Here is a 22,528-nt window from a genome sequence, read left to right as displayed (position 1 = left end):
CGTGTATGCCTTCTTGCCACGTGAGTTGCCGGAGCAACTCTGCACACTGACCGAGCTCGCGCTTAACCTGCGCTGGACCTGGAATCATGCACTCGACGACCTGTGGAAATCGATTGACCCAGAACTTTGGGAGCGCACCCATAATCCGTGGATGATTCTGCAGAATGCTTCGCAGCAGCGTCTTGACGAACTCTGCCGAGATGCCCATTTCTCGCAGAAACTGGCGCACGCCATTGCAGAGCATCGGAGTTATCTCGACGACTCAGGCTGGTATGCGCAGCGGCAACCGGCTGGCGATTCGGCGCGTATCGCTTATTTCAGTATGGAGTACGGTCTGAGTGAGGCCTTTCCGCTCTATGCCGGCGGACTCGGTGTGCTTGCAGGGGATTACCTCAAGACGGCGAGCGACATGGGCGCTCCAATCCTTGGGGTGGGTTTGCTCTATCAGGAAGGCTATTTTCGGCAATACATCGACGCGCAAGGCAGGCAGCATGAGGCCTATCCTTACAACGATGCCACCAGCCTGCCGATTCAGCCAACCATCGGAAATGAAGGAGCCTGGCTGAAAATCGTGCTGCAACTTCCCGGTCGCACTTTGTATTTGCGTATCTGGCAGGCCATTGTCGGACGTACGCGCCTGTACCTGCTGGACAGTAACGATCTGCGCAACGGTGCCGCCGACCGCGGTATCACCTCTAAGTTGTACGGCGGTGGCTCGGAAATGCGTTTGCTCCAGGAAGTGGTGCTCGGCATCGGTGGCTGGGCGGTACTCGACGCACTGGGGATCGACGTGGACGTGTGCCACCTTAACGAAGGTCATGCCGCACTGCTTGTGCTGGAACGTGCCCGTCGCTTTATGCACAAGATGGGAACATCGTTCTGGGAGGCGTGGTGGGCAACGCGTGCGGGTAATGTATTCACAACGCATACGCCAGTGGCTGCGGGTTTCGACTCATTTCCACCCGCGCTTATTTACAAGTATGCGCGCGAGTTTCTCGAAGACTGTCGCATTTCATTGCGCGAACTGCTTGCGTTGGGCCGGCGTGATCCGGCGAACGACGATGAGCCGTTCAACATGGCTTTTCTGGCATTGCGTGGGTGCGCCCAGTGCAATGCCGTGAGTCGTTTGCATGGCGAGGTCAGCCGTCGATTGTTCAGTGATCTTTATCCACGCTGGCCGCTTCAAGAGATACCTGTAGGGCATATTACCAACGGCGTCCATGTACCATCCTGGGATTCAGTGTGGTCCGATCACCTGTGGACCAGCACCTGTGGCAAGGAACGTTGGCTCGGCACGGTGGAGTCTCTCTCAGGGACGGTCTCCAACAGTGATGACAGGGCCTTGTGGACGATGGCCGCCGAGCAACGCCGCGATTTGGTGCATTACACGCGTCACCGTTTGGCATGGCATCTTGGACAACGTGGCGAGTCACCGCTGCACGTCGAAGAAGCCGCGCAGGTGCTCGATCCCAATTGCCTGACGCTCGGCTTCGCGCGGCGATTCACCGACTATAAGCGACCGAATCTGTTGCTGCATGACCCGGAGCGCCTGAGTCGCCTGCTAACCGATGAACATCGACCGGTCCAACTGATCATCGCCGGTAAAGCCCATCCCAATGATGAGCAGGGCAAGCAGCTGATCCAGGCATGGATGGAGTTTGTTCATCGTCCAAATCTACGAAGGCATGTCGTGTTCCTGGAGGATTACGACATTGAACTGGCCCAACAGTTGGTGCAAGGCGTCGATGTCTGGATCAATACACCGCGACGACCATGGGAAGCCTGCGGCACCAGTGGTATGAAGGTTCTGGTCAATGGCGGACTGAACCTGTCCCAACTGGACGGCTGGTGGGCGGAGGCGTACCAGTCCACCTGCGGTTGGGCGATCGGCGACGACGCCCCCAGCGACGATGTCGCCGACGCCGAGTGCTTGTACCGCTTGCTCGAAGAAGAAGTAGTCCCCACCTTTTACATGCGCGACACGCAGGGAATTCCACGAGGATGGGTGCAACGCATGCGCGCCAGCATGTCGCACTTGGGGCCGCAATTCAGTAGCAATCGCATGCTGCTCGAATACCTGGATGGTTGTTACCAACCGGCGATCCAGGCTTTCCGACGCCGTAGCAAGGATATGGCCGAGCTCGCACGTGCGCTTCATGCCTGGCAGAAGGCGGTTGCCTTGGGATGGGACAACATACATTTCGGCACGGTCGATGCGAAACACGACGGCGAGCGGCTGTACATCAGCGTTCCAGTCTACCTGGGGGAGATCGCACCGGAGTGGGTAAGGGTGGAACTCTATGCCGCCCCGTACGATGAACACCCGGCAGAATGCCTGCCGATGAACGCTGTCGGGCCCATTCCCGGCGCCATTCAAGGCTATATCTTTTCTATCTCGGTCTCTGCCACGCGGCCCGTGGATGGCTACACCCCTCGGGTACGCGCCTGGCACTCAGACGCCTTTCTGCCAGCGGAAAATGCACTTATTGCATGGCAACGTTGACGCTGACCCGCCTTCACTCGACCGATCTCAATGTATTTCAGCTGGAAGATCAGCACGACGATGACGAGTCCATTTGAATGGGTGATTGCGCACAACCACTAAACACCTAGACACCCTCTGGAAGCTTCGACTGCATCCTTTCTCTTCTATCCAGTTTGCGTCCGTCCACGACGAAGGAACCATCACCCACTGAATGAATGGTTCGTGTCTCTTTGCGTGAATCGTCGATGTAGGCGGCGAGGCCTTCGAGGACAACAATATTGTGTTTCTCGATGACATCGATAACGTTGCATTCGATATTGGCCAAGCACTCCTTAATCAAGGGTGACCTGACATGTTTGCCTTTCACGGGCGTCAATCCGAATGTTGCAAACTTGTCTGTGTCCGCACCGGAACAGGTCCCCACACCAATAACGCAATCGATCAAATCGACGGTGGGGATTGAAATGACGCACTCCTTGGTTTTCAGAAGCGCGGCGTATGAATAGTTCCAGGGGCCGGTGGTCATGGCGAAAGTCGGCGTGAAGCCCATCACCATGGTCCACGAAATGGTCATGATGTTGTTCTTCTGGCCGTCATTTGTGGTGACGAAGACCACCGGGCCTGGCTCCATCAGTGTGAATGCTGTGTTGATTTTCATCTTTTTCAACGTCAGGCACTCCCATTGGCTCAGATCAGCAGCTTCATCCGCTCAGACGGAATCGAATGCTCCATTTTCAGCCAGCAAGGTGGCTATCTGGGCGGTGCTGTCGAGTACGTGCACGTGCTGCGTCACACACTCGGGCAGCAGGCGAAATGGCGGCACGCTGTCAGAGATCGCAATGTGCTCGAAAAGCGGCGGGTCGAACAGTTGGCTGCCCGCCGTAAACAAACCATGGGTCGCCGCGGCGAATAATCGGGTGGCTCCACCCTTTTGACAGGCAAGACCCGCATGCTTCAGCGTTTCACCGGTACTGATCAGGTCGTCGAAAACAATGGCTGTCTTACCCGATACGTCGCCCACCAAGAGGGTGCCCGTCAGCGTCGCGTGAGCACGGTGCTTTTCCATCAGCGCACTGCCCACTGAGCGTCCCAGTTGTCGTTCGAGGGCCTGACGAAACTGTTCGGCGCGCTTGGCACCACCGGAATCCGGGGACACCGCTACCACGTCGGCGTCGCCGACGAACCTGGCGAAATGCTCGGCGAATAATTCTGTGCACTGCACGTTCCACGCAGGAATGCGAAAGGCATTGTCGAACGCGGCCGGATTATGCACCTCCAGGGCAACCAGACGATCAACGTGGCAGGCTTCAAAAATGGTCGCCAGGTAGCGGGTGATCGTTGGGTCTTGAGGTTGGCTGCGACGATCTTTGCGTCCGTAACAGAGGTAGGGTGTTACGACTTGCACATGGCGAGCACCGGCATCCTTGAGTGCTCCGCAAAAGAACAACAGGCGACACAACTTATCGTTAGCGCTCTGCCGATCATCCCCATACAAGGAATGGAACACCACGACCTCGCGACCGTTAACCGACGCCAGCGGTCGGCATTTATGTTCGCCATCTTCATAGTTGCGTTCTTCATGAAGGGCCAGTTGGCAGCCAAGCCGCTGCGCGACGCGGGTTGCATAGTGCTCACTGCCTTGCAGGGCAAAAAGAAGCGGGCGGTCAGTGAGCATGCATTGGCTCCTTTGAGGTTTATCGAACAGTTGCGCCATCATCGGACAGCGCCATGCCGTAACACTTCAATGCAGAACTCCATTTCGTAGGGCGGGACGTTGCATTCGACGATGTCATGGGCGGCAACTTGCAGATGCACGCCGATAATGTCGGCACGGATCGGTTGCTGGCAAACATGCCGATCAACCAATACCGCCGTGTAGACCCGACGGGCCCCCAGTTGCGCCAGATAGGCACAGGTGCGCAGGAGTGAATGGCCCTCAAAAAGCACATCGTCGACAACAAGCAGGGTTGTATTGGCAAGGTCCAGCGCGCCCAGAAGCGGGTTCTCGGTCAATTCCGTGTGTGCATGCAGGACCTTGAGGTCATCGGCATAGCGCTTGACCTTCAGGGGGTACAGCGGCAGTTCTGGCTGGCCGGTCTGACGCGAAAGATGCTGCTGTAAGCGCTGTGCCAGAGGCTCGCCGCGGCGCTGGATGCCAATCAGTGCCGATTGAGCGGGCGGCAACAATATCGCCGCTTGGCGCGCCATCGCCTGCAGCACGCCATCGAGTTCATCGCTGTCGTACAAGCGCAACCGCTGACTCGCAAGTGGGGCAGACATTGCCGTCTCCTGTCGAAACCAATCAACCGCCAAAAAGTGCGGGGCCACTGCCAACGTAATCCCGCTCGGCTCGGCCCTATTGATATTGATCAAGTACGGAGAAATGAAATGTCAATCCATGAGCGGCGTTAGTCCATTGATCGGTCTTGCGCAGGGATTTGATATAAATCAACGCCTGGGCGACATCAACGGAGGACTCTGAATCAAACGCTGGCGTCTGATCCGGCGCGTCAAGTCCCCCCTGTCTGGAGTCAGATCATGAGCCAATATCAACGCTTGTTGCTCATCATCAACCCGGCCCTGCGCCATTCCCCTGCGATAAACCATGCGGCCGCCCTGGCCAAGGCCAGCGGCGCGAGCTTGCATATTGCTGCGTTTATAAAGCCGTTGAAGATACTGTCACTGCTTGACGAAGGCGAGCAGGAAAAGGCCCTGGAAAGCTATCGTCAGGACCATCGCGACTGGCTGCAGAACCAGGCCACCAAACTCCACGCTCTCGGGCTCGAAGTGACGACGGAGGTGGCGTGGACCGATGACATGAAGCAAGACATTCTTGATCGCGTCACGGAAATGCAGCCCGACCTGTTGATCAAGGAAGTGCAACACGAATCAGCGCTCAAACGCGCGTTCTTCACTCCGCTGGATTGGCATTTGTTGCGCCACTGCCCAATACCGATCTATCTGGTGGGCGGCGGTGGCCATGCCTTGCCGCGCAAGGTCGTGGCGGCGGTTGACGCTTCGGATACGGCGCCTGCAAACAGCGAGCTGAACGAGCGGATCATTCAGCAAGCCACCAACCTGGCGTTGCAGTGCGATGCCGAGTTGCACCTGCTGTATGCCTGCGATCTTTCTGGGGTCTATCTGGCGGACATGGGGGGGCTGGCGCTTCAAGACATCACCAAAGAGTTGCGCACCACCGAGGAACAATCGTTCATTAAATTGGCCGGTCGGTATGGCGTCCCCTCTGACCGTCGGCATTTTGTTCTCGGACACCCGGTCTCGGCGTTGAGCGATTTTGCCAGCGAGCAGAAGGTGGATGTGATCGTGATGGGCAGAGTCCAGTATCACGGCCTGGAGAAGCTGCTGGGCAGCACGACCGAACACATTCTGTACCAGGTGCCTTGCAGCGTTCTGGCCGTCTAGATCGGGCCAGGCCATGTTGAAACGAAACGACAGGCGTCATCGCCTGGGGAGGTTTTTCATGAGTCAAAGCCCCTCATTGCAAACCACGTTGAAGGACCGGAAAGAAGCCGGTCGACGTCTGGTGGAACCGTTGCTCAAATACGCACAGCGCCCCGATGTCATCGTCCTCGCCTTACCCCGTGGCGGCGTTCCGGTCGCCTATGAAGTGGTCAAGGCCCTGGACGTGCGCCTGGACCTGATGCTGGTGCGCAAACTGGGCGTGCCGTCCAACCCGGAGTTCGCCATGGGCGCCATCGCCAGTGGCGGTATCCAGATCCGAAATGAAGAAGCGCTGCGGGCCCACCCGATTTCCCCGGCCGCATTCGACGCCGTGGTCGCGCGTGAAACACGGGAACTGCAGCGGCGCGAGTTGCTGTACCGGGGCGCCCGGCCACCCTTACAGCTCAAGGGGCAGGTGGTGATTCTGGTGGATGATGGCCTGGCGACGGGCGCCTCGATGATGGCGGCGATCCGCGCGGTGCGTATGCAGGCACCTGCTCGTATCGTCGTTGCCGTGCCGGTTGCGCCGCTGGAAACGGTGGACACGCTGAGCTTCGAAGTCGATGAGGTGATCTGCCCACTCATGCCTGAATGGATGATGTCGATCGGGTATTGGTACTTGAATTTCCCCCAGACCTCGGACGAAGAAGTCATTGATTTGTTGCAACTGGCCTGGCAGCGAGAAGCCGCCACCAGCGCCAAGGTTCAGGGGAACGTCGATGACTGAGTCGCACTATCGACAGCTGGACCTGAAGGACGTTGAGTTATCAGCCGACTTGCGTCTGCCGGCCAACCCCTGCGGTCTGGTGGTCTTCGTGCATGGCAGCGGCAGCAGTCGTACAAGTCCGCGTAATCAGTATGTCGCCGAGTCGCTGGCCAGCAGGGGGCTGGCGTCGCTGCTGTTCGACCTGCTCACGGAGCCAGAGCAACGGCTGGACAACCTCACCCGGGAGCTACGTTTCGATATCGCCTTGCTCGCCAGGCGACTGGTGGAAGTCATCGACTGGGTCGGTCGGGACGTGAAGTTGCACTCGCTACGAATCGGCCTGTTCGGCGCAAGCACCGGTGCTGCGGCGGCGTTGTTGGCGGCGGCCGTGCGCCCGGAGGTGGTGCGTGCGGTGGTCAGTCGGGGAGGGCGCACCGACCTGGCGGGGGCTGCATTGTCGCAGGTGAGGGCACCCACTCTGCAGATCGTGGGCGCCCAGGACCCGGTGGTGCTCGAATTGAATGATCAAAGCAGTCATGCCTTGCGGTGTGAGCAGCAGCTGGAAATCGTGGCGGGCGCGACTCATCTTTTCGAAGAACCGGGCGCCCTTGAAGAAGTCGCCAGACTCGCTGGCGACTGGTTCGAGAAGCATTTGCACGGCCCCGCCTGACAACGCCTGATCGGCCTCACACGCCAAACGGATAGGTTTCGTCTTCCGGTTCGAGTCTCTGGCTTTTCGGCAGCGCCAGTGCTGTCACGGGTTGGGTCTGTTCAATCCAGATCATGGCGTCGAACTGTTCGGCCAGCGTCGCTTCGAAGTAGTGACTGCCACGCTCGGTTTCAGGGCGGTAAATCACCCCGATGGCCCGCTCCAGCAATGGTTTGGACAACACACGGCGCAGCGCTTTGCGCGTTGGGTCTCGCCAGTCGGTCAATGACGCCGGCACACCCGCCATTAGGAACTGGTGCTCCCAACTGTCCGGGCGAGAGGGCCGGATGTCCTTGATGAGCATGTCGCCGTCCCAGTCATCGGCCGCGGCCACCTGGCCACGGTCGGTGCTCATGCCGATCAGAACAGCATCGCGCCCATAAGCACTGCGGCACAGCTGACCGATGTTGAACTGACCCTTCCAGCCCATTTCCGTCGCAGCCGCGTTGCCAATATGAGAATTGTGCGCCCAGACCACGGCTTTGGCTTGTGGACCCCGGTGCTCAAGCAGTGCCCGAAGTGTGTCGAACATGTGCCGGTCACGCAGGTTCCACGAGGCGGTCGACCCTCGATAAATCGCACGGTAGTACTGTTCCGCCGCCTGCACCACCCGAGCATTTTGCGCCGCATTGAAGAATGCCTCGTCGTTCTGGATGAGCCCGGCCAGTTGTTCAGCCAGCATGGCGTCGAGCTGTTCGATCACCGGTTGCTCACAAGGCATCAAGCCGGCACGTTCGACGAAGTGACCATACAAGGCGGGATCATCCTGCCAAGGGGTCAGACAGCCATAGCGCCGCCGGGCTTCGTGGGCCAGCTGTGGGTCGACCCGGTCCAGATAACTCAGCACCTCATGGATGGAGTTGCGCAAGCTGTATACGTCCAGCCCGCGGAACTCGACGCGACGTTCAGTGGCGAGGGTATGGTTGTATTGATGCAGCCAGTGGGCGAATGCTCTCACGTCGGTGTTACGCCACATCCAGGTCGGGAATCGGCTGAAGATGTGACGTTTCCACGCCGAGTGTGCCAACCCCCGGACATACTGGTCGACATGGCCTGCGTCCGGCCAGTCGGCTTCAACGGCCACAATGTTGAACCCGTGTTGCTCAATCAGCCTTTGGGTGATCGCTGCCCGGGTTCGATAAAAATCACTGGTGCCATGACTGGCCTCACCAATCATCACCACGCGCGCATCGGCATAGCGATCGAACATTTCACCAAAGGCGGATGAGTCCAGCGCCGGCAGAGGCTCGGCGTATTGGCGCAGAAGCGGTGCGATGGCAGCCTGGTCAATGTGCCGAGGTGAGCCATACAGGTTATCCAGCATGTCTTGGGAGGGTGTGTTCATGACCGTCGTCCCCGTAAGGGTGGGTTACCGCCAGCGGTATTGCGCTTGCGCACAACTGCCGGAAATCGATCCGCAGGTCCTTGACACATTGTGTTTAAACGCAAGCTTTTGTGTCGCTTCATCACCTGTTTGAGTATTCCTACACCTTGCTCCAGATAAACAATTGAGTTTCGTCAATAAAGGGTGCAAAGCCTTAAGAGAAGGTGTCGTGATCCAGTATTCGCTGATTGCCGAATATGACCTGACGCGATGGGCGTTATTCTGAATGCAGGCTCGCAAGGCTCATTCTGCTCTGACCTTGTAAATGGTCTGCGTCTAGCTAGGCTCCAGCCTAGGGCTGTCATCAGCAGAGGGAATTGAACGGCAGGTGAAGGACGCGTATTGATCCGCTGAACACAGGGGCGTAGATCATGGAAGCATTTGGCATGAAGAGTTTTTTCAACCGATCACATCTTGCTCTTGCCCTCTGCTTGGCAACGCTCATGGGGTGTACCCGTACGAGCGAAGAGCCATCGCAAACAACCTCGCCCATGTCCGGTATCGTCATGAACGACCAGGTTTGCGCCCAATGCCATGGACAGACGGGAGAGTCCTTCTCGCCATTGTTTCCCAAGTTAGCCGGGCAGCAAAAAGAGTACCTGAAGTTGCAGTTGGCTGACTTCAAGGACCATGCACGCAGTGATAAAACCGGGACTCAGTACATGTGGGGATTTACCCATCTGACGCAGACCCAGATAGCCGAACTGGCCGACTATTTTTCAAGTCAGAGCCCCATGAAGGCGGATGCTGACACACCCGATGCCCGCGGTGAATTGATCTTTCGCCAGGGCTTGCCTGGGGCGGGCGTCGCGCAGTGCAGTTCGTGCCACGGTGCTGACGGTCAGGGAGATGGCCCGATTCCCCGCCTGGCGGGTCAACATGCGGCTTATATGAGTCGCCAGATCAAGGTGCTTCAACAGACCGAACTGCGCCCCCGGGACGCCCTGATGAAGCAACATCATTCACTGTCGGATGCGGATGCCGAATCTGTCGCCCATTACATGGCAACACTGGGGGCAAAAAAATAATGGCTTTCGCTGACAGCGCTCAAGTCGTTTTACAGGTACAGGCCGTGAATCACCTGACGGGTATCAAAGGGATCGTTGCGCGTTTCGAAGCCCAGGGATCTGGCCAGCTCGCGCATCGGGGCATTGCTGGAGGCGTCGACCGCATACATCTGGTGGAAACGGTTCTTGCGCGCGGCCCTGATCAAATGTGCCATCAATAGCGTCCCCAGCCCCAGATGCTTCCATTGATCGGCGACTGTCACCGTACATTCACACTTATATTCGCCCGTGGCGACATAACGGCTGACGCCGATCTCGATCAATTGGCCATTTTCGTGGACCAATGCGATGTATGCCAGGCACTGCTTGTTCCCGGGGTCGTTGATCTGCGTGAGAAAGCGCATGTGCCGGGACTCAGGGCACAGCTGTTTGATGAAGCTGTACTCTCGCTCGCGGTCTTTTTCCGTCAGTTGCCGGATCAACACGTGACGACCATCCTTGAGCGCTTCGATCCAGTATTTCCCAGTGACTTTGGAATAGGCTTCAGAGGCCCGATCATCAGGGTCTTTGACAGTGATCATGATGCGATCCTCCAGCCGTCTTCAAAGGTTGGCGCGCAGTGGCAAATCTCGCGATTCACTTCTTTCTACTCCGCTGACTGCGCCTGAATATGATCTGGATCAGCTCTCTTGTGACAGCGCGCTCAATTGCCTGGATTTGATGTAAATCAAACAGGCAAAGGGCGCAACAAGCGCAGTCTTTAAACATGGCCACGCTATGGGCCGGTGTGTAGAGGAGGTGTGTCATGGCCCACTATCAACGCTTGCTGCTGATCGCCAACCCAAACCTGAAAGAGGCCCCAGCCTTGCTACGTGCCATCGCCCTGGCCAGGGCCAGTGGAGCCATGCTGGATGTACGAGCCTTTATAGAACCGGCGCCCATGGCGCCAGTGTGGGAAGAGAACAGAGACGAGGAGGGGGATCAGCGATATCAGCGCCATTATCTCCACTGGAGGGACCAGACACTTCAGCGTCTCAATGCACAGGGATTAGAGGTGAACGTGCAAGTTGTCTTTACCTGCGATCCAGTGCTCGACATCTTGAAATGTGTAGAAGCGCTCAAGCCCGACCTGGTCATCAAGGATGTCACGGCAGACCCGGTACTTGGACGGGTGTTCGTTACACCTTTGGATTACCATTTGCTGCGTGGATGTCCCGTTGCGTTGCACCTGGTCAACCAGGTCCATCATGAGTTGCCTCATCGGATCGTCGCCGCTGTGGACCTGTTTGATACGGTCACACAAATCCATGATGTGAACGATGCCATTATTCAGGCAGCTCATACGCTGGCCGTGCAATGCGACGCATCGCTGCACCTGCTTTACGCCTATGATTTATCGCCTGCATTCAATGGCGATACGCCGCTGATCACCGGCGGCTGGAATGTGGCCTTCATGGATGGGTTGCGAGAGTCCCTTCATCAGGCCTTCAACACCCTGGCTGAGCGCTATGGCATTGCTCCAGAGCGCCGGCATTTTTTCATGGGGCTGCCGATGCCGGTGATCAGTGCAGTTGTCGATGATTACCAGGTTGACGTCGTGGTGATGGGCACCGTGCATCGGGTGGGCACTGATCGATTCATCGGCAGCACTATGGAGCGCGCGCTGTATTCGTTGCAGGGCAGCATTCTGGCGGTCAGACAATCCAATTCCTGCGTCGAAGAAAACTTGTGATCGCAGCATTAACGCGCGCCTTGTTTCAGTCTTTTGCAATGAACATAAATAAGCCCCCACCGGTTTCCCGACAGGGGCAGGGCAGCCTGGGACTCACTCGCCTTTGATTGGCACGACTTTATCCGCTTTCATGGCCTCGGGCTTTTTCGGCAGCGAGATGCTCAGCACTCCCTTGCTGAAACTCGCGTCGATCTTCTCGGCATCGACACCTTTGGGCAAGTTGAACACCCGCTCGAAGGAGCCGTAGTGACGCTCGCTGAGGTGATAACCCTTTCCTTTCTCTTCCTTGTCCTCTTTCTTTTCGCCCTTGATGATCAGGCTGCCGTTGGACAGTTTGATCTCAATGTTTTTCTGATCCATGCCGGGCAGCTCAGCTGTGATTTCGTAGCTTTTGTCTTTCTCGCAGATGTCCACGGCAGGCAGGCTATGGCCGATCAGTTCCCGTCGCCAGAGCGGCTCGACATCAAACAGCCCGCGACCGAATGGCGACAGCCCCGAGCCGCGATTGAAGTCTTCGAACAGGTGATCAACCTGTTGCCGAAGCTTTTCCAGGGGGCGCCAGACGTCTGTTGTCACTGGATGCTGACTGGCTTTGTCGTCGCTATGAACCGGTACTTTTTTTTCACTGTTGCTCATTTTGATTTCCTCCTCTTGGGTAATAGAGATGGATCGCGAACACCCGTTTGGCGGTCCACCACGACAGAACAAACACGTGATACTGACCTTACAAGGCCAGTGTCCCGGACCACAGCATCCAGCCGGCGAAGGCTGCGGCCGTCCAGATAATGATCAACAGCCCGGTCTCAGGGCCGCTGAGCGGTTGTCCCTGGCGAGACCTGATGGTGGCCAGGTAAATCAACGAACCGGGGGCGTAGAGCAAAGCGCTGAGCAACATGTATTTAGGCCCGGCGGCATACAGCAGCCACAGGCAATACAGCGTCGCGACCGCGGCGATGGCCATGTCACGCAGTTGCAAGGCGCGGTGGCCGGCGTAGGTCTGGCCCTGCAAGGTCAGTTTCAGCGCATACACACCGCTGAACAGGTAGGGCAGCAGAATCATCGAGGTGGCCAGGGAAATCAGCGCAAGGTAAGTGGCGCTCGAGTACAGCGTCAGTAACAGGAACAGTTGAATGCAGCCGTTGGTGATCCACAGTGCATTGGCCGGTACACCTTGGGTGTTTTCCACGGCGAGCGTACCTGGCATCACCTTTTCCTTGGCTGGTGTGAACACCGACTCCGCTGCGAGCAGCGTCCAGGCGAGCAGGGCGCCCCCCACCGAAATGATCAAGCCGATGCTGATCAGCACCGCGCCCCATGGCCCGGCGGCAGCCTGAAGTACGCCGGCCATCGAAGGGTTTTTCAGGGCGGCTAACTCCGGTTGTTTCAAAATGCCCAGTGACAGCAGCGACACCGCAATCAACAGCAACAGGGTGATGACAAAACCGATGACGGTGGCGCGACCGACGTTGGCGCGTTCTGCGGCGCGGGCGGAGAACACGTTGGCGCCTTCGATCCCGATGAACACCCAAACGGTGACCAACATAGTGCTTTTGACCTGATCGAGGGTGCTGCCCAGCGCGGGCGAGCCCCAGAAATCGACAGTGAAGGTTTCACGCTGGAAGGCCGCGATCACCAGGCCGATAAACAGCAGTAACGGTACGATCTTGGCTACCGTGGTCAACGCGTTGGCCCGGGCCGCAGTGCGCATCCCTCTGAGGATCATCCAGTGCAACGACCACAGCACCACGGACGCGCCGGCAATCGCCGCTTTGTTATTGCCTTCACCGAACAGCGGGAAGAAATAACTCAGCGCCGCGAACAAAATCACCAGGTAGCTGACGTTGCCGATCCAGGCGCTGATCCAGTAACCCCAGGCTGAGTTGAACCCGAGGAATTCGCCACCCAAGGCACGCGCATAGGCAAACACACCGTTATCCAGAGCCGGTTGACGGTTGGACAAGGTTTGATAAACCAGCGCCAGCGACAACATGCCGACACCGGTGATCAACCAGCCAATCAGAATGGCTCCGGCGCCGGCACTGGCCGCCATGTTTTGCGGCAGGCTGAAAATGCCGCTGCCGATCATCGAACCGACCACCAGCGCAATCAGCAAACTCAAGGACAAGCGTTTGGGCTCCACCTTTCGCAAACTGCCTGCAAGTGGGTGGGCAGTCGGCGGGATGACCGGTTGGGTGCCTTGCAGGTGCGTAGCCATGGGAGCCTCCACGAAACGAGAGTTTCTGCACACATCGAATGCGATGCGTGCGAATGCTGACTCTAATGTCTACGTGTCCGTCCAACGCCTGATTGATTTAGATCAGAAAGACGGCAAACACCCGATTTGCCCGGGCACAACCATGACTTGTGTTGTATCGAACGCCGAAATTGCGGCGCCCCGGGGACACGAAAGGCATTCGAGTCCTAAGCTCTACCTCGATGAACGACAGATGTTTTTACAGCGAGGCATGCACATCGCTTTTAAGGAACTCACTTCAATGCTCAGTAAGTGGCTGGACCCCGTTCTGTTGCTGCTCACCGCACTGACGCTGCTGGCCGGCGGCATTGCGTATGTTGCGCAAGCACCTGATTGGGCATCGAGGTGTTGGGCCGCGGGAAGTCTGGTGATGTCTGCGGTACTGCTCGTTGAAATCGTCAGGCGCCTGGCCCGGCGCGAGGCCGGTGTCGACCTGATCGCGCTGCTGTCGATCACTGCCGCCCTGGTCTTTGACCAGACACTGGTGGCGGCGGTGATTGCCTTGATGCTGGCGACTGGACGGACCCTGGAGTTTTTCACCAAGCAACGCGCTGACCGTGAGCTTCGTGCGCTCATCGACCGGGCGCCACGTTTTGCCTGGCTGCAGGAGGAGGGCGGCTTGCGCGAGATTCCGGTTGAGCAGGTCCAGCTGCATCAAACATTGTTGGTGCGGATGGGAGAGGTGATCCCGGTCGACGGTCGGCTGCTAAGTCCTGCGGCCATTCTGGACGAATCGGCGCTCAGCGGTGAGTCGCTGCCTGTCACCCGTCGAGAAGGAGAGCAACTGCCCAGCGGCGTTTCCAACGTCGGTGCGCCCATCCTGCTAATCGCCACGCGAACGGCCGCGCAGAGTACCTACGCGGGCATCGTGCGGCTGGCCGAGGAGGCACGTCGTTCGCGCGCACCTTTCGTGCGCCTGGCCGACCGCTATGCCTTGTTCTTCATCCCACTGACATTGCTGATCGCCGGATTGGCCTGGCAATTGAGTGGCGATCCTTTGCGCGCGCTGGCCGTGCTGGTGGTGGCCACACCTTGCCCTTTGATTCTGGCCGTACCGATTGCCTTCATGTCGGGTATTTCGAGGGCAGCGCGGCGCGGGATCTTGATCAAGGACGGCGCGACCGTGGAAGCGCTGGCCGGGGTCAAACAAGTGTTTCTCGACAAGACCGGCACGCTGACCAGCGGCCATGCGCGCCTGCAGTCGATAGAGGTCAACGGACTGGGCGATCCGCAGCGCCTGCTTGCCCTGGCCGCTTCGCTGGCACAGGCCTCGACGCATCCTGTTTCCCAGGCAATTGTTGAAGCGGCCCATCAGCGCCAGTTGCTGCTCAGCGTCCCGCAGACAGTAGAAGAAAGCCCAGGCTCTGGTCTTTGTGGGCGCGTCGATGGCGTGCAGGTGCGTTTCGGCACATTGTCTTTTGTTCACAAAGCGCCCCCTGAAACCGACTGGGTCGCCGCCATGCTGCGCCACATGGATTACCTGGCGTGCAGTGGAAGCTTCATCGACGTGGATGGCAAACTCGCAGGCCTGCTGGTTTTCTCGGACAAAGTTCGACGCGAAACACCGCAGACGCTGCGTCGACTGCGTAACAGGGGCATCGAAAAGATCGTCATGCTCACCGGGGATCGCCTGGAAACCGCGGAGATGATTGCGCTGTCTGCCGGGATTGACGAGCTGCGTGCCGGGTTGACCCCCGAGGATAAAGTGCGTGCCGTACAGCAAGGTTGCCTGCGCGCTAGCACACTGATGGTCGGCGACGGCATCAACGATGCCCCGGCGCTGGCGGCGGCCAACGTCGGCGTAGCCATGGGGGCGGGCGGTGCCACGGCTTCTGCGCAAGCCGCTGGCGTTGTGCTGTTGGTGGATCGTCTGGATCGCCTGGTCGAGGCGTTGGACATTGCCCGACGAACCCGCTACATCGCACGCCAAGGTGTGCTGGTCGGGATGGGAATGTCATTGCTGGCCATGGCGGCAGCCGCCTTTGGCTACTTGCCGCCGCTGATTGGCGCCGTGGTGCAGGAGGGCATCGACGTCGCGATCATCATTAACGCCTTGCGGGCATTGGGGCCGTTATGGGCGTTGAGGAAACGAGACCTTACCGCAGAGCACATCGATCACCTGCAAGACGAACACCAGCAACTCTCCACCGTGCTGAGCGATCTGCACCAACTGGCCAGCGACTTTGCCCAGCGCCCACTTGCGCAAGCACAGACAGACTTGCAGGAACTGGTCGACAAGCTGCAAACATCACTGGCGCAGCATGAACACGAAGATGAAAACACACTGTACCCGCTGCTGACGCAAAGCAGGCCGGGGGAGGACCCGATGTCGGCCATGAGTCACGTGCATCGAGAGATTTTTCGCCTCATCCATTTACTGGTGCGCATGAGCGGCGACTTCAGCGCCGACCCTGCGACAACGCCTGCTGATGAGATTCAGCATCAGCTGATCCGTCTGGATACCCTTGTGCGACTGCACTTTGATCAGGAAGAGGAACTGTTCCGTTATCTGGACGGGCGCTAGAAGGTTGCCAACTCGACTAAATGGGTATTTAGTCGAGTTATGTCGCTAAATACTGCAAACATGCAGATATATACGTCGATAACGCTAAATAGGGGTTCCATAATGGCTTTAAAGACACCCAGGATAGAAGACCTGATCGCAGCGCTCGATCTGGAGCGCCATTTGGAAGGCGGCTACTACCGCAGAACGTATCAGTCAGACGATCAAAGCATGGTCACAACAACCGGTGGCCAGCGTTACCGAATGACGTCGATTTTCTATCTGCTAACGAAAGATTCTCCCGTTGGCCATTTTCATCTCAACCAGTCCGATATCGTTCATTACTACCATTTGGGTGACGCCATCGAGTACTCGCTGATTTTTCCGGACGGTACATTGAAGACTGTCTTGATGGGTAGCGATGTCATCGCAGGAGAATGTTTGCAGCTGAATGTACCTGGCGGCGTCTGGAAAGCTTCGCGGCTTGTAGAGGGATCGGCAGGATTCGGTTTGATCAGTGAAGCGGTGTCGCCCGGGTTTGATTACGCGGATATGGAATTGGGTGCTCGAGAAAAGCTCAGTGAGCGGTTTCCTGAGTATTCGATGCTGATAGAAAGGCTTACACGCGGATAAGGGCTTGAGGTGAAAGTACTCAGAAGAAACGATGACCCTATCCCCATAGCGCCCAGTTGCAAGCCTAATCAAGAGCTTAACAAAATCCACTCCGCGATTGCTCAGTCGATATGGTCAAAGTTCCTTCTAATATTGGGAAGTGATTCCGTACCTATAGCATCACTAAGAAGTAATTGTATCCATAGGGAATCACTAACCAATAAAATTCACATAATAATGCAGATTACAAGGCGGGTGGCACATAAAATCATTGAGACCACCTAACCTTTATATCTTACCGATCTTTGTATGCTGATTGAAGTTTCCAATAAGTCCTAGAGGGCGCCGTCTGTCGTAGTAAAATTTTGGGAAGCGATTTCGAACCCCTGCACCCAGCGAGATCCAGTCCGATGGCAACAATGAAAGGTCACCGCCGAAAGCAGCTAATGGCTAGTAGGAAGACGAGCGGCCACAACCGCAGTCTCTGGATGGCCTATAGCCCGAAAATGAATGTTGATCTCATCATCCTGGGCGACCTGGAAATCATTCATTGGGCTGCTGAGCTTGAGACGAGCTCGAGCGTGCTGGCCTACAGATTCGATGAGGATGTCGACATCAGCTTGAATGCGGATGACACCGATGACTTTACGAAGCTGAGAGGGATATGGGTTGAGCGCCGGGATGGCTCGTTCGCGCTCCATCAGATAGACGCCGAGGAGAAGCTCGACCCAGATCTCAAATCAATACCCATTCGTTATCGCCTCACTGATCAGGTCGTTCGCCACGCTCAGCTCGTTTCGATTACGTTCGCCCACCTCGCATTAGTCGCCTATCAGTTGGGCTTCTGGCTGAAAGTGATTGCTATGGCATCGCAGGTGAGGAGTTACGTACTTGACCATGAAACTGAGCTGGTGGGTACCCAAGTTCAGTTGAAGAAGGAGGGGACGATTCGGTCTCTCCTTGATGACGTGGATATCTCAGATCAAGCCATCGCGCTAGGTGTTATCTGCAGATTGATCATTGCTGGATCTGTGATGGTTGAGGTTGGCAAAAACGGCTTTGGTTACAACACCATGTGGCGCGCACCATGAGCAGACGCTCTCGCTCGCAAATCATCGATCTTATCCAGGCCACGATGCCTTGGGAAGAAGTCTCTGTGCAATCTTTGGAGCCGAATTCTGCCTACATCTACCGGCACAGGAAACAGGCGCTTGAGATGTACATGGATGGAAGTACGATCGAATCCATCAAGCATGCCACCAACATAGATGGCAGCTACTTAAAGAAAATGATAAAGCGCTGCCTGTTGTTAGCACCTGATCGATCTGTTTATGGTTACCGCGCACTCTTGCCTCATATTGCAATAAAATCCTACAGGCGTACGAAGGAAGTAGATGCGTCCCTCTGGCCTTCGGGCGCTGGGCTCTCGGGCGTTCTAGGGGCGACTTTCTCTCTTTACCCAAAACTTGAGTCAAAACTTAAAGATCTTATCTTGAAGAGGAAGCCCAAAGGAAAAAATAAAGAAGTGCAGTTCGAAATACGGCCTACAGATCTTCACATTGCCTTTATAAAAATTCTAAACGACAACGGGCACCCGACAGCGAAGTGGCCATTTAACACAAAGTATCGCGGCATTAGAACCCTGACGGCCTATGTGAGCAAAGTACGAGATCAAAATTTTGAGAGGGCTGTTCATATTACTGGTGATCGGGGTGCGATAGCGCATATACCTGTCGGTACGGGGCATTCCTCATTGACCAAGTCAAGGGGGCTGATGGAGATTATTGAGATTGATTCGTATGCATTCGATGCATTATTCATCTTGATACTTCAACATGAACATGGGTTTGAAACCTATCACATCTTGAAAAAACTGCACCTCCTTGCAGCAGTCGAGTCACTGACCTCGGCAGTCCTTTGGTTTTATGTAGTTCATGGTGACGACGTGACTGCTGAAGATGTCGTGGCACTAATACGCCAAATGCTTAGCGCTAAGCTCCCGATACCCGAGTTTACAATCAAGGATTTGGATATAAAACCGGGTGCGGGGTTTCCCGCAGAGGTGATTCCTGAGATGACACAGGTGGAGCCGTCGATAATTCGACTCGATAATGCGCTAGCCCACCTGGCTAATAAGGTAAGTGGGGAGCTCCGAAAGCAAATTGGATGCATAAATGAGTATGGTGTGCCTGGCCGCCCGGAAAGACGACCGAACATCGAACATAAATTTAAGCGAGTGGCTGCGGATTTAATTCAACGCTTTCCAAACACTACAGGTGCAGGCCCTGATAAAGGCAGAGCCGCTGATCCCGAACTAGCTGCTATTCAGTTCCGGGTCACCAGTGATGAACTCGATCAATTGGTCTACGCGTTCTTCGCTAACCTGAATGCGGAGCCGACCGAGGGCCTGCGGTGTATGTCCTCACTTGAAGCGGTCACACAGTTGGTAAGTGAGGAACATTATATTCCGAGGCGACCACCACTTGATATGCGTCAATCATTGGGGGTTGTTAGCGTGAAGCTACCGCGGACAGTCAAAGGTGGAGCCAAAGATGGCCATCGACCTTATATTAATTTTAAGAGAGCAAGATATACCTCGTCCAAGTTGATGGATAGTCCCGATCTCGTTGGGGGAAATATAATTATTGAAGTCAACGAGTCCGACATTCGAGTCGTTCAAGGGTTTCTGGAAAATGGCGCACCTATAGGGCCTCTCACAGTACAGGGGGACTGGGCAGAGTTCCCTCATAGCCTTAGAACCCGTGACAAGATCAACTCACTGCTGTGTCGGAAGGTCATATTTCGTACAAGTGGTGTTAACATTTGTGCGACCTACAAGCGACATCTGGAAGCAAAACTGGAAGCAGCTGCTGCGAGTAACAAGCAAGATCGAAGGTCGGCATCGGAGCTCGACAGGCTGAGAACTGAGCAATCTCGTAGTGCTTCCGAAGTTGAGAATAATGCTCAACCTGTAGCGCAGCAGCAGCCAGCCCCCCCTCTGACTCCAGAGGCTCCTATACCCGAGCGCGAGTTTCTTGTTCCACCTAGCAGCTTAGACCTCATCGAATTGGTCAAAAAGCTCTAAGAGGGCCTTATGAACACTTATGACCCTTACGACGTCGAGCAGCAAGAGACGCTCCTGTGGAACCACCCGTTAGTGACAAAGAACTATGTCGCACTCACTCCTAGCATGCCGCAGGTGCTCGGGATAGTCATGGACAGTGTAATGCTTCATAAGACGTGCCTAGTATTTAAGGCTTTCCCCCGGATGGGGAAAACTACGGCATGTAACTTCGTGATCAGCGCACTGAGTAGTCATCCTGCATTCAAGGACAGATTTCTGACGTGCGTCTCCGCGGATACAAACGGTAATCTGAAACGTCGGGAGAATATTGTCAAGAGTTTGGCCAGGTCATTGGGTTTTCGACTGCCTAAGAGAATAGATATCGGGATATTGCGAGTAGATGTACTGAATGACATAGAAAGCACCCTGCGAAATAGGGGGGGGAGGCACTGGGTTCTATTCTTAGATGAGCTTCAAACGCTTACGATAGAAGACTTTGAGCAACTACAGTATATCCAAAATCAACTAGCTGTAGCTCATATTGACACTACGCTAATTGGATTTAGCCAAACACAAATTAGCTTTGCCATTGAGTTGCTTCAAAAGCAGAAGCGTGCGGAGTTGACTGCCCGGTTTCTTAGTGAAGTATTGGATCTGCCGTATTGCAAAGACCATGCTTGGATGACTGAAACTATGAAAGGGTACGATGAAGATTTTACTTATCCCGCCGGAAGCAGTTGCACCTACACTCAGTTTTTTCTACCGCAAGCTTATGCCGCTGGCTTTCGGCTTGCCAGCACGGCCTTAGACATTTATCAGGTGATGTCTGAGGATGTGAAAAAATATAATCTTCCTCTGCTTCCCACTGCATTTGTGTTTGAGGTTTTCAGGCTTATTCTGATTCGCTCCATGAAGCGAGACGCCCCGCAGTTTACTGTGACCCAAAAAATTATAGAGTCTGCCACGACAGAGTCACGGCTGAGCAGCTATGTAGAGATTCTCAAACAGAGCGGCGTGTTATGAAACCGCTGAAACCAGTTCATCTAATCTTTCTTAGGCCTCCGTTCAAATACACCTCTTCCTGGCTGATATTTCTCCATGTGATGAAATGGAACCATATTCGCGCTTTTCATGAGATTCGGGAACTTTTGGAGGTCGATGGCTGCGAGCCCGAGGAGTTCGGTCGTTGGTGGGACGGTGTTCAGGTACCTCATTCAGGACTGGAAGACGCATGTGGTCTCATGCGTAACGAGCTTAAATATTCGTTTTTAGATGGCTGGTTTCCTTTGCCCGAAGATTCAGAGTGTGAAACCCTAGCAATGAGGCCTCGACCCAGAATTCGACACTGCCCTAAATGCATTAAGTTGGGATACCATTCGGTAATATTTTACTTTGAACACATCACGCATTGTCCTTGGCATAATGAAGCCCTTGAATACTGCCAGCAATGCTCGGATGTGTTATCGAAGAAATGGCGCGGAAAGAAAGGGATCGCAGCTGCCGCAGAGAAATGTGAGCACTTGGGGGTAATCCTTGATGTCTTATCGGCAGAAGTGCCGCTTGAAGATTTCCATGTCGAGGTAGTCGTTTGGTGTAATGAACTTAAGGATTGGAGCGAGCGTGGTTCGCGACTTATAGGGCAGGACATGTATGAGGTAGTGGTGGCGGAGCCGTCAAAGCTACAAGACAAAGAAGTCGTCTTCAAATTCCTGGCAGATCGTGCATCGCCTGGACAGTTTTCAACTAATGTTGATGCTCCAGTTTCAATGTTGAAAATTCCTCTTTCAAAGCTCGCTTGGGAAAAGCCTTTTTATCACATTCTCAGTTCTCCTAGCGGCGAATGTATCACGTGGTATGAAAGCCTACGGGGAGCTCAGCCACGAGCTGATATCGAGGCTTCAGTATCAACCATCAAGTCTATTCGTAGGTATATATTTCGTCGCTATATACGCTATCATAGAAAGTGTTTGGCGCGTCTTGTTCGTACGGCCTCGGAGAACTGGTATGCCTTCAATCTTAATACTGTATGCCCTTGTGTGATGGCCTACTTGATTGTCATTTCTCGGCGCTGGGACGTCTCGCCTTGGGATTTGCTGCATATAAAAACAAGCCATTTGGATTCGTACGCAACATGCTGTGCTTGGCGTGGGGAAACCCTACAGTGCGAGTGCGAGCTAGGGATGTATAAGTTAATTGGCAACTTTTACAAGATGTGGAGCATACTTCGCCACTTTAGGGAAATAAATTGTCGCACGCTTGTACTGAGTTACAGGCATGACGGCAGTCTGCTTGGCTTTGTCGCTCCGATGATTTACGAAACCGCGCGCCGTTACCGAGACTATATCTACTGGGATGCGATCTTGTTCATGGAGGATCCAGAGATTGTACTCGCAAGAAGCATCCCCGACTGTGCTATCCGTCGTAGGTATCCGCTGAATGTGTGGCTAGGGCGCTATCCCTATTGGGTGCTGAGTAACAACAAGAATATTCTTTGTGCGCTGCATAACTTGGGAGCAAACAATAACCGCCGTCTCGATCTGTAGCGGTGAGTCACTCCCAATGCCTCCCCACTGTCTGCTTGGAATCCCCAGGCTTCCGTGCATCCGAAGC

At 55.5% G+C, this 22,528-nt stretch carries 19 protein-coding genes; 12 read left to right on the top strand and 7 right to left on the bottom strand.

Translation table 11 applies throughout. The features are described from left to right. Position 1: 1 nt before the first annotated feature. On the top strand, positions 2-2,503 hold the full coding sequence (gene glgP, locus SB725_RS09220) for an alpha-glucan family phosphorylase (RefSeq protein ID WP_410921660.1): 2,502 nt from the start codon (positions 2-4) through the stop codon (positions 2,501-2,503). 106 nt (positions 2,504-2,609) lie between these two features. Here the strand turns inward: glgP and SB725_RS09215 are convergent, their stop codons facing one another. Genes SB725_RS09215 through SB725_RS09205 form a run of 3 tightly spaced genes read right to left on the bottom strand, consistent with a single transcriptional unit; the run spans position 2,610 to position 4,765 of the window. Beyond that, on the bottom strand, positions 2,610-3,143 hold the full coding sequence (locus SB725_RS09215) for a flavin reductase family protein (RefSeq protein WP_081743932.1): 534 nt from the start codon (positions 3,141-3,143) through the stop codon (positions 2,610-2,612). Between the two features lie 51 nt (positions 3,144-3,194). Further along, positions 3,195-4,160, bottom strand: a complete 966-nt coding sequence (locus SB725_RS09210; RefSeq protein ID WP_194940064.1) for a ribose-phosphate diphosphokinase — start codon at positions 4,158-4,160, stop codon at positions 3,195-3,197. Positions 4,161-4,198: 38 nt separating this feature from the next. Then, positions 4,199-4,765 carry a phosphoribosyltransferase family protein gene (locus SB725_RS09205; RefSeq protein ID WP_027923134.1) on the bottom strand — a complete coding sequence of 189 codons (567 nt, stop codon included), beginning with the start codon at positions 4,763-4,765 and terminating at the stop codon, positions 4,199-4,201. A gap of 258 nt (positions 4,766-5,023) precedes the next feature. Here SB725_RS09205 and SB725_RS09200 point away from each other — a divergent pair, with 258 nt between their 5' ends. From SB725_RS09200 to SB725_RS09190, 3 genes are read left to right on the top strand one after another with little or no spacing between them, the layout of a single operon-like run. Continuing rightward, on the top strand, positions 5,024-5,908 hold the full coding sequence (locus tag SB725_RS09200) for a universal stress protein (RefSeq protein ID WP_027923135.1): 885 nt from the start codon (positions 5,024-5,026) through the stop codon (positions 5,906-5,908). 58 nt (positions 5,909-5,966) lie between these two features. Next, entirely contained in the window at positions 5,967-6,674 is a 708-nt protein-coding gene (locus tag SB725_RS09195; protein WP_027923136.1) for a phosphoribosyltransferase, read from the top strand. Continuing rightward, positions 6,667-7,323, top strand: a complete 657-nt coding sequence (locus SB725_RS09190) for a dienelactone hydrolase family protein (protein WP_410921659.1) — start codon at positions 6,667-6,669, stop codon at positions 7,321-7,323. Before SB725_RS09195 ends, SB725_RS09190 begins: the two co-directional genes overlap by 8 nt. Positions 7,324-7,339: 16 nt before the next feature. Here the strand turns inward: SB725_RS09190 and SB725_RS09185 are convergent, their stop codons facing one another. After that, a complete protein-coding gene (locus tag SB725_RS09185) occupies positions 7,340-8,707 on the bottom strand; it encodes an erythromycin esterase family protein (protein ID WP_027923138.1) in 1,368 nt (455 codons plus the stop codon). A 410-nt stretch (positions 8,708-9,117) separates the two neighbouring features. On the opposite strand from SB725_RS09185, the gene SB725_RS09180 reads away from it, so the two are divergent. Beyond that, positions 9,118-9,774: a c-type cytochrome gene (locus tag SB725_RS09180; protein WP_410921658.1), complete on the top strand. Its 657-nt coding sequence runs from the start codon at positions 9,118-9,120 to the stop codon at positions 9,772-9,774. 29 nt (positions 9,775-9,803) lie between these two features. Here the strand turns inward: SB725_RS09180 and SB725_RS09175 are convergent, their stop codons facing one another. Further along, the gene (locus tag SB725_RS09175; protein WP_027923140.1) at positions 9,804-10,334 is read right to left on the bottom strand and encodes a GNAT family N-acetyltransferase; all 531 of its coding nucleotides are present in this window, start codon (positions 10,332-10,334) and stop codon (positions 9,804-9,806) included. A 224-nt stretch (positions 10,335-10,558) separates the two neighbouring features. On the opposite strand from SB725_RS09175, the gene SB725_RS09170 reads away from it, so the two are divergent. Then, a complete protein-coding gene (locus SB725_RS09170) occupies positions 10,559-11,485 on the top strand; it encodes a universal stress protein (protein WP_059182949.1) in 927 nt (308 codons plus the stop codon). Between the two features lie 93 nt (positions 11,486-11,578). Here SB725_RS09170 and SB725_RS09165 read toward each other — a convergent pair whose 3' ends face one another. Both SB725_RS09165 and arcD read right to left on the bottom strand, forming a co-directional pair. Next, positions 11,579-12,121: an Hsp20/alpha crystallin family protein gene (locus SB725_RS09165; protein ID WP_027923142.1), complete on the bottom strand. Its 543-nt coding sequence runs from the start codon at positions 12,119-12,121 to the stop codon at positions 11,579-11,581. A gap of 88 nt (positions 12,122-12,209) precedes the next feature. Then, positions 12,210-13,700, bottom strand: coding sequence for an arginine-ornithine antiporter (gene arcD, locus SB725_RS09160; protein WP_032833480.1), 1,491 nt, complete (start codon positions 13,698-13,700; stop codon positions 12,210-12,212). Between the two features lie 280 nt (positions 13,701-13,980). Here arcD and SB725_RS09155 point away from each other — a divergent pair, with 280 nt between their 5' ends. From SB725_RS09155 to SB725_RS09130, 6 genes are all read left to right on the top strand, one after another. After that, positions 13,981-16,263: a heavy metal translocating P-type ATPase gene (locus SB725_RS09155; RefSeq protein WP_410921657.1), complete on the top strand. Its 2,283-nt coding sequence runs from the start codon at positions 13,981-13,983 to the stop codon at positions 16,261-16,263. Positions 16,264-16,365: 102 nt separating this feature from the next. Next, positions 16,366-16,875, top strand: a complete 510-nt coding sequence (locus SB725_RS09150; RefSeq protein WP_410921656.1) for a cupin domain-containing protein — start codon at positions 16,366-16,368, stop codon at positions 16,873-16,875. 389 nt (positions 16,876-17,264) lie between these two features. After that, positions 17,265-17,945 carry a hypothetical protein gene (locus tag SB725_RS09145; protein ID WP_410921655.1) on the top strand — a complete coding sequence of 227 codons (681 nt, stop codon included), beginning with the start codon at positions 17,265-17,267 and terminating at the stop codon, positions 17,943-17,945. Beyond that, positions 17,942-19,939, top strand: coding sequence for a hypothetical protein (locus SB725_RS09140; protein WP_410921654.1), 1,998 nt, complete (start codon positions 17,942-17,944; stop codon positions 19,937-19,939). Before SB725_RS09145 ends, SB725_RS09140 begins: the two co-directional genes overlap by 4 nt. A 9-nt stretch (positions 19,940-19,948) precedes the next feature. Further along, positions 19,949-20,941 carry an AAA family ATPase gene (locus SB725_RS09135; protein ID WP_410921653.1) on the top strand — a complete coding sequence of 331 codons (993 nt, stop codon included), beginning with the start codon at positions 19,949-19,951 and terminating at the stop codon, positions 20,939-20,941. Further along, positions 20,938-22,461 (top strand): hypothetical protein, encoded by a 1,524-nt coding sequence (locus SB725_RS09130; protein ID WP_410921652.1) that lies wholly within the window; start codon positions 20,938-20,940, stop codon positions 22,459-22,461. Before SB725_RS09135 ends, SB725_RS09130 begins: the two co-directional genes overlap by 4 nt. Positions 22,462-22,528: the final 67 nt, after the last annotated feature.

The sequence above is a fragment of the Pseudomonas sp. SIMBA_041 genome (assembly GCF_046535095.1).
Lineage (GTDB): Bacteria > Pseudomonadota > Gammaproteobacteria > Pseudomonadales > Pseudomonadaceae > Aquipseudomonas > Aquipseudomonas mucoides.
This window is presented reverse-complemented; position numbering and strand designations above follow the sequence as displayed.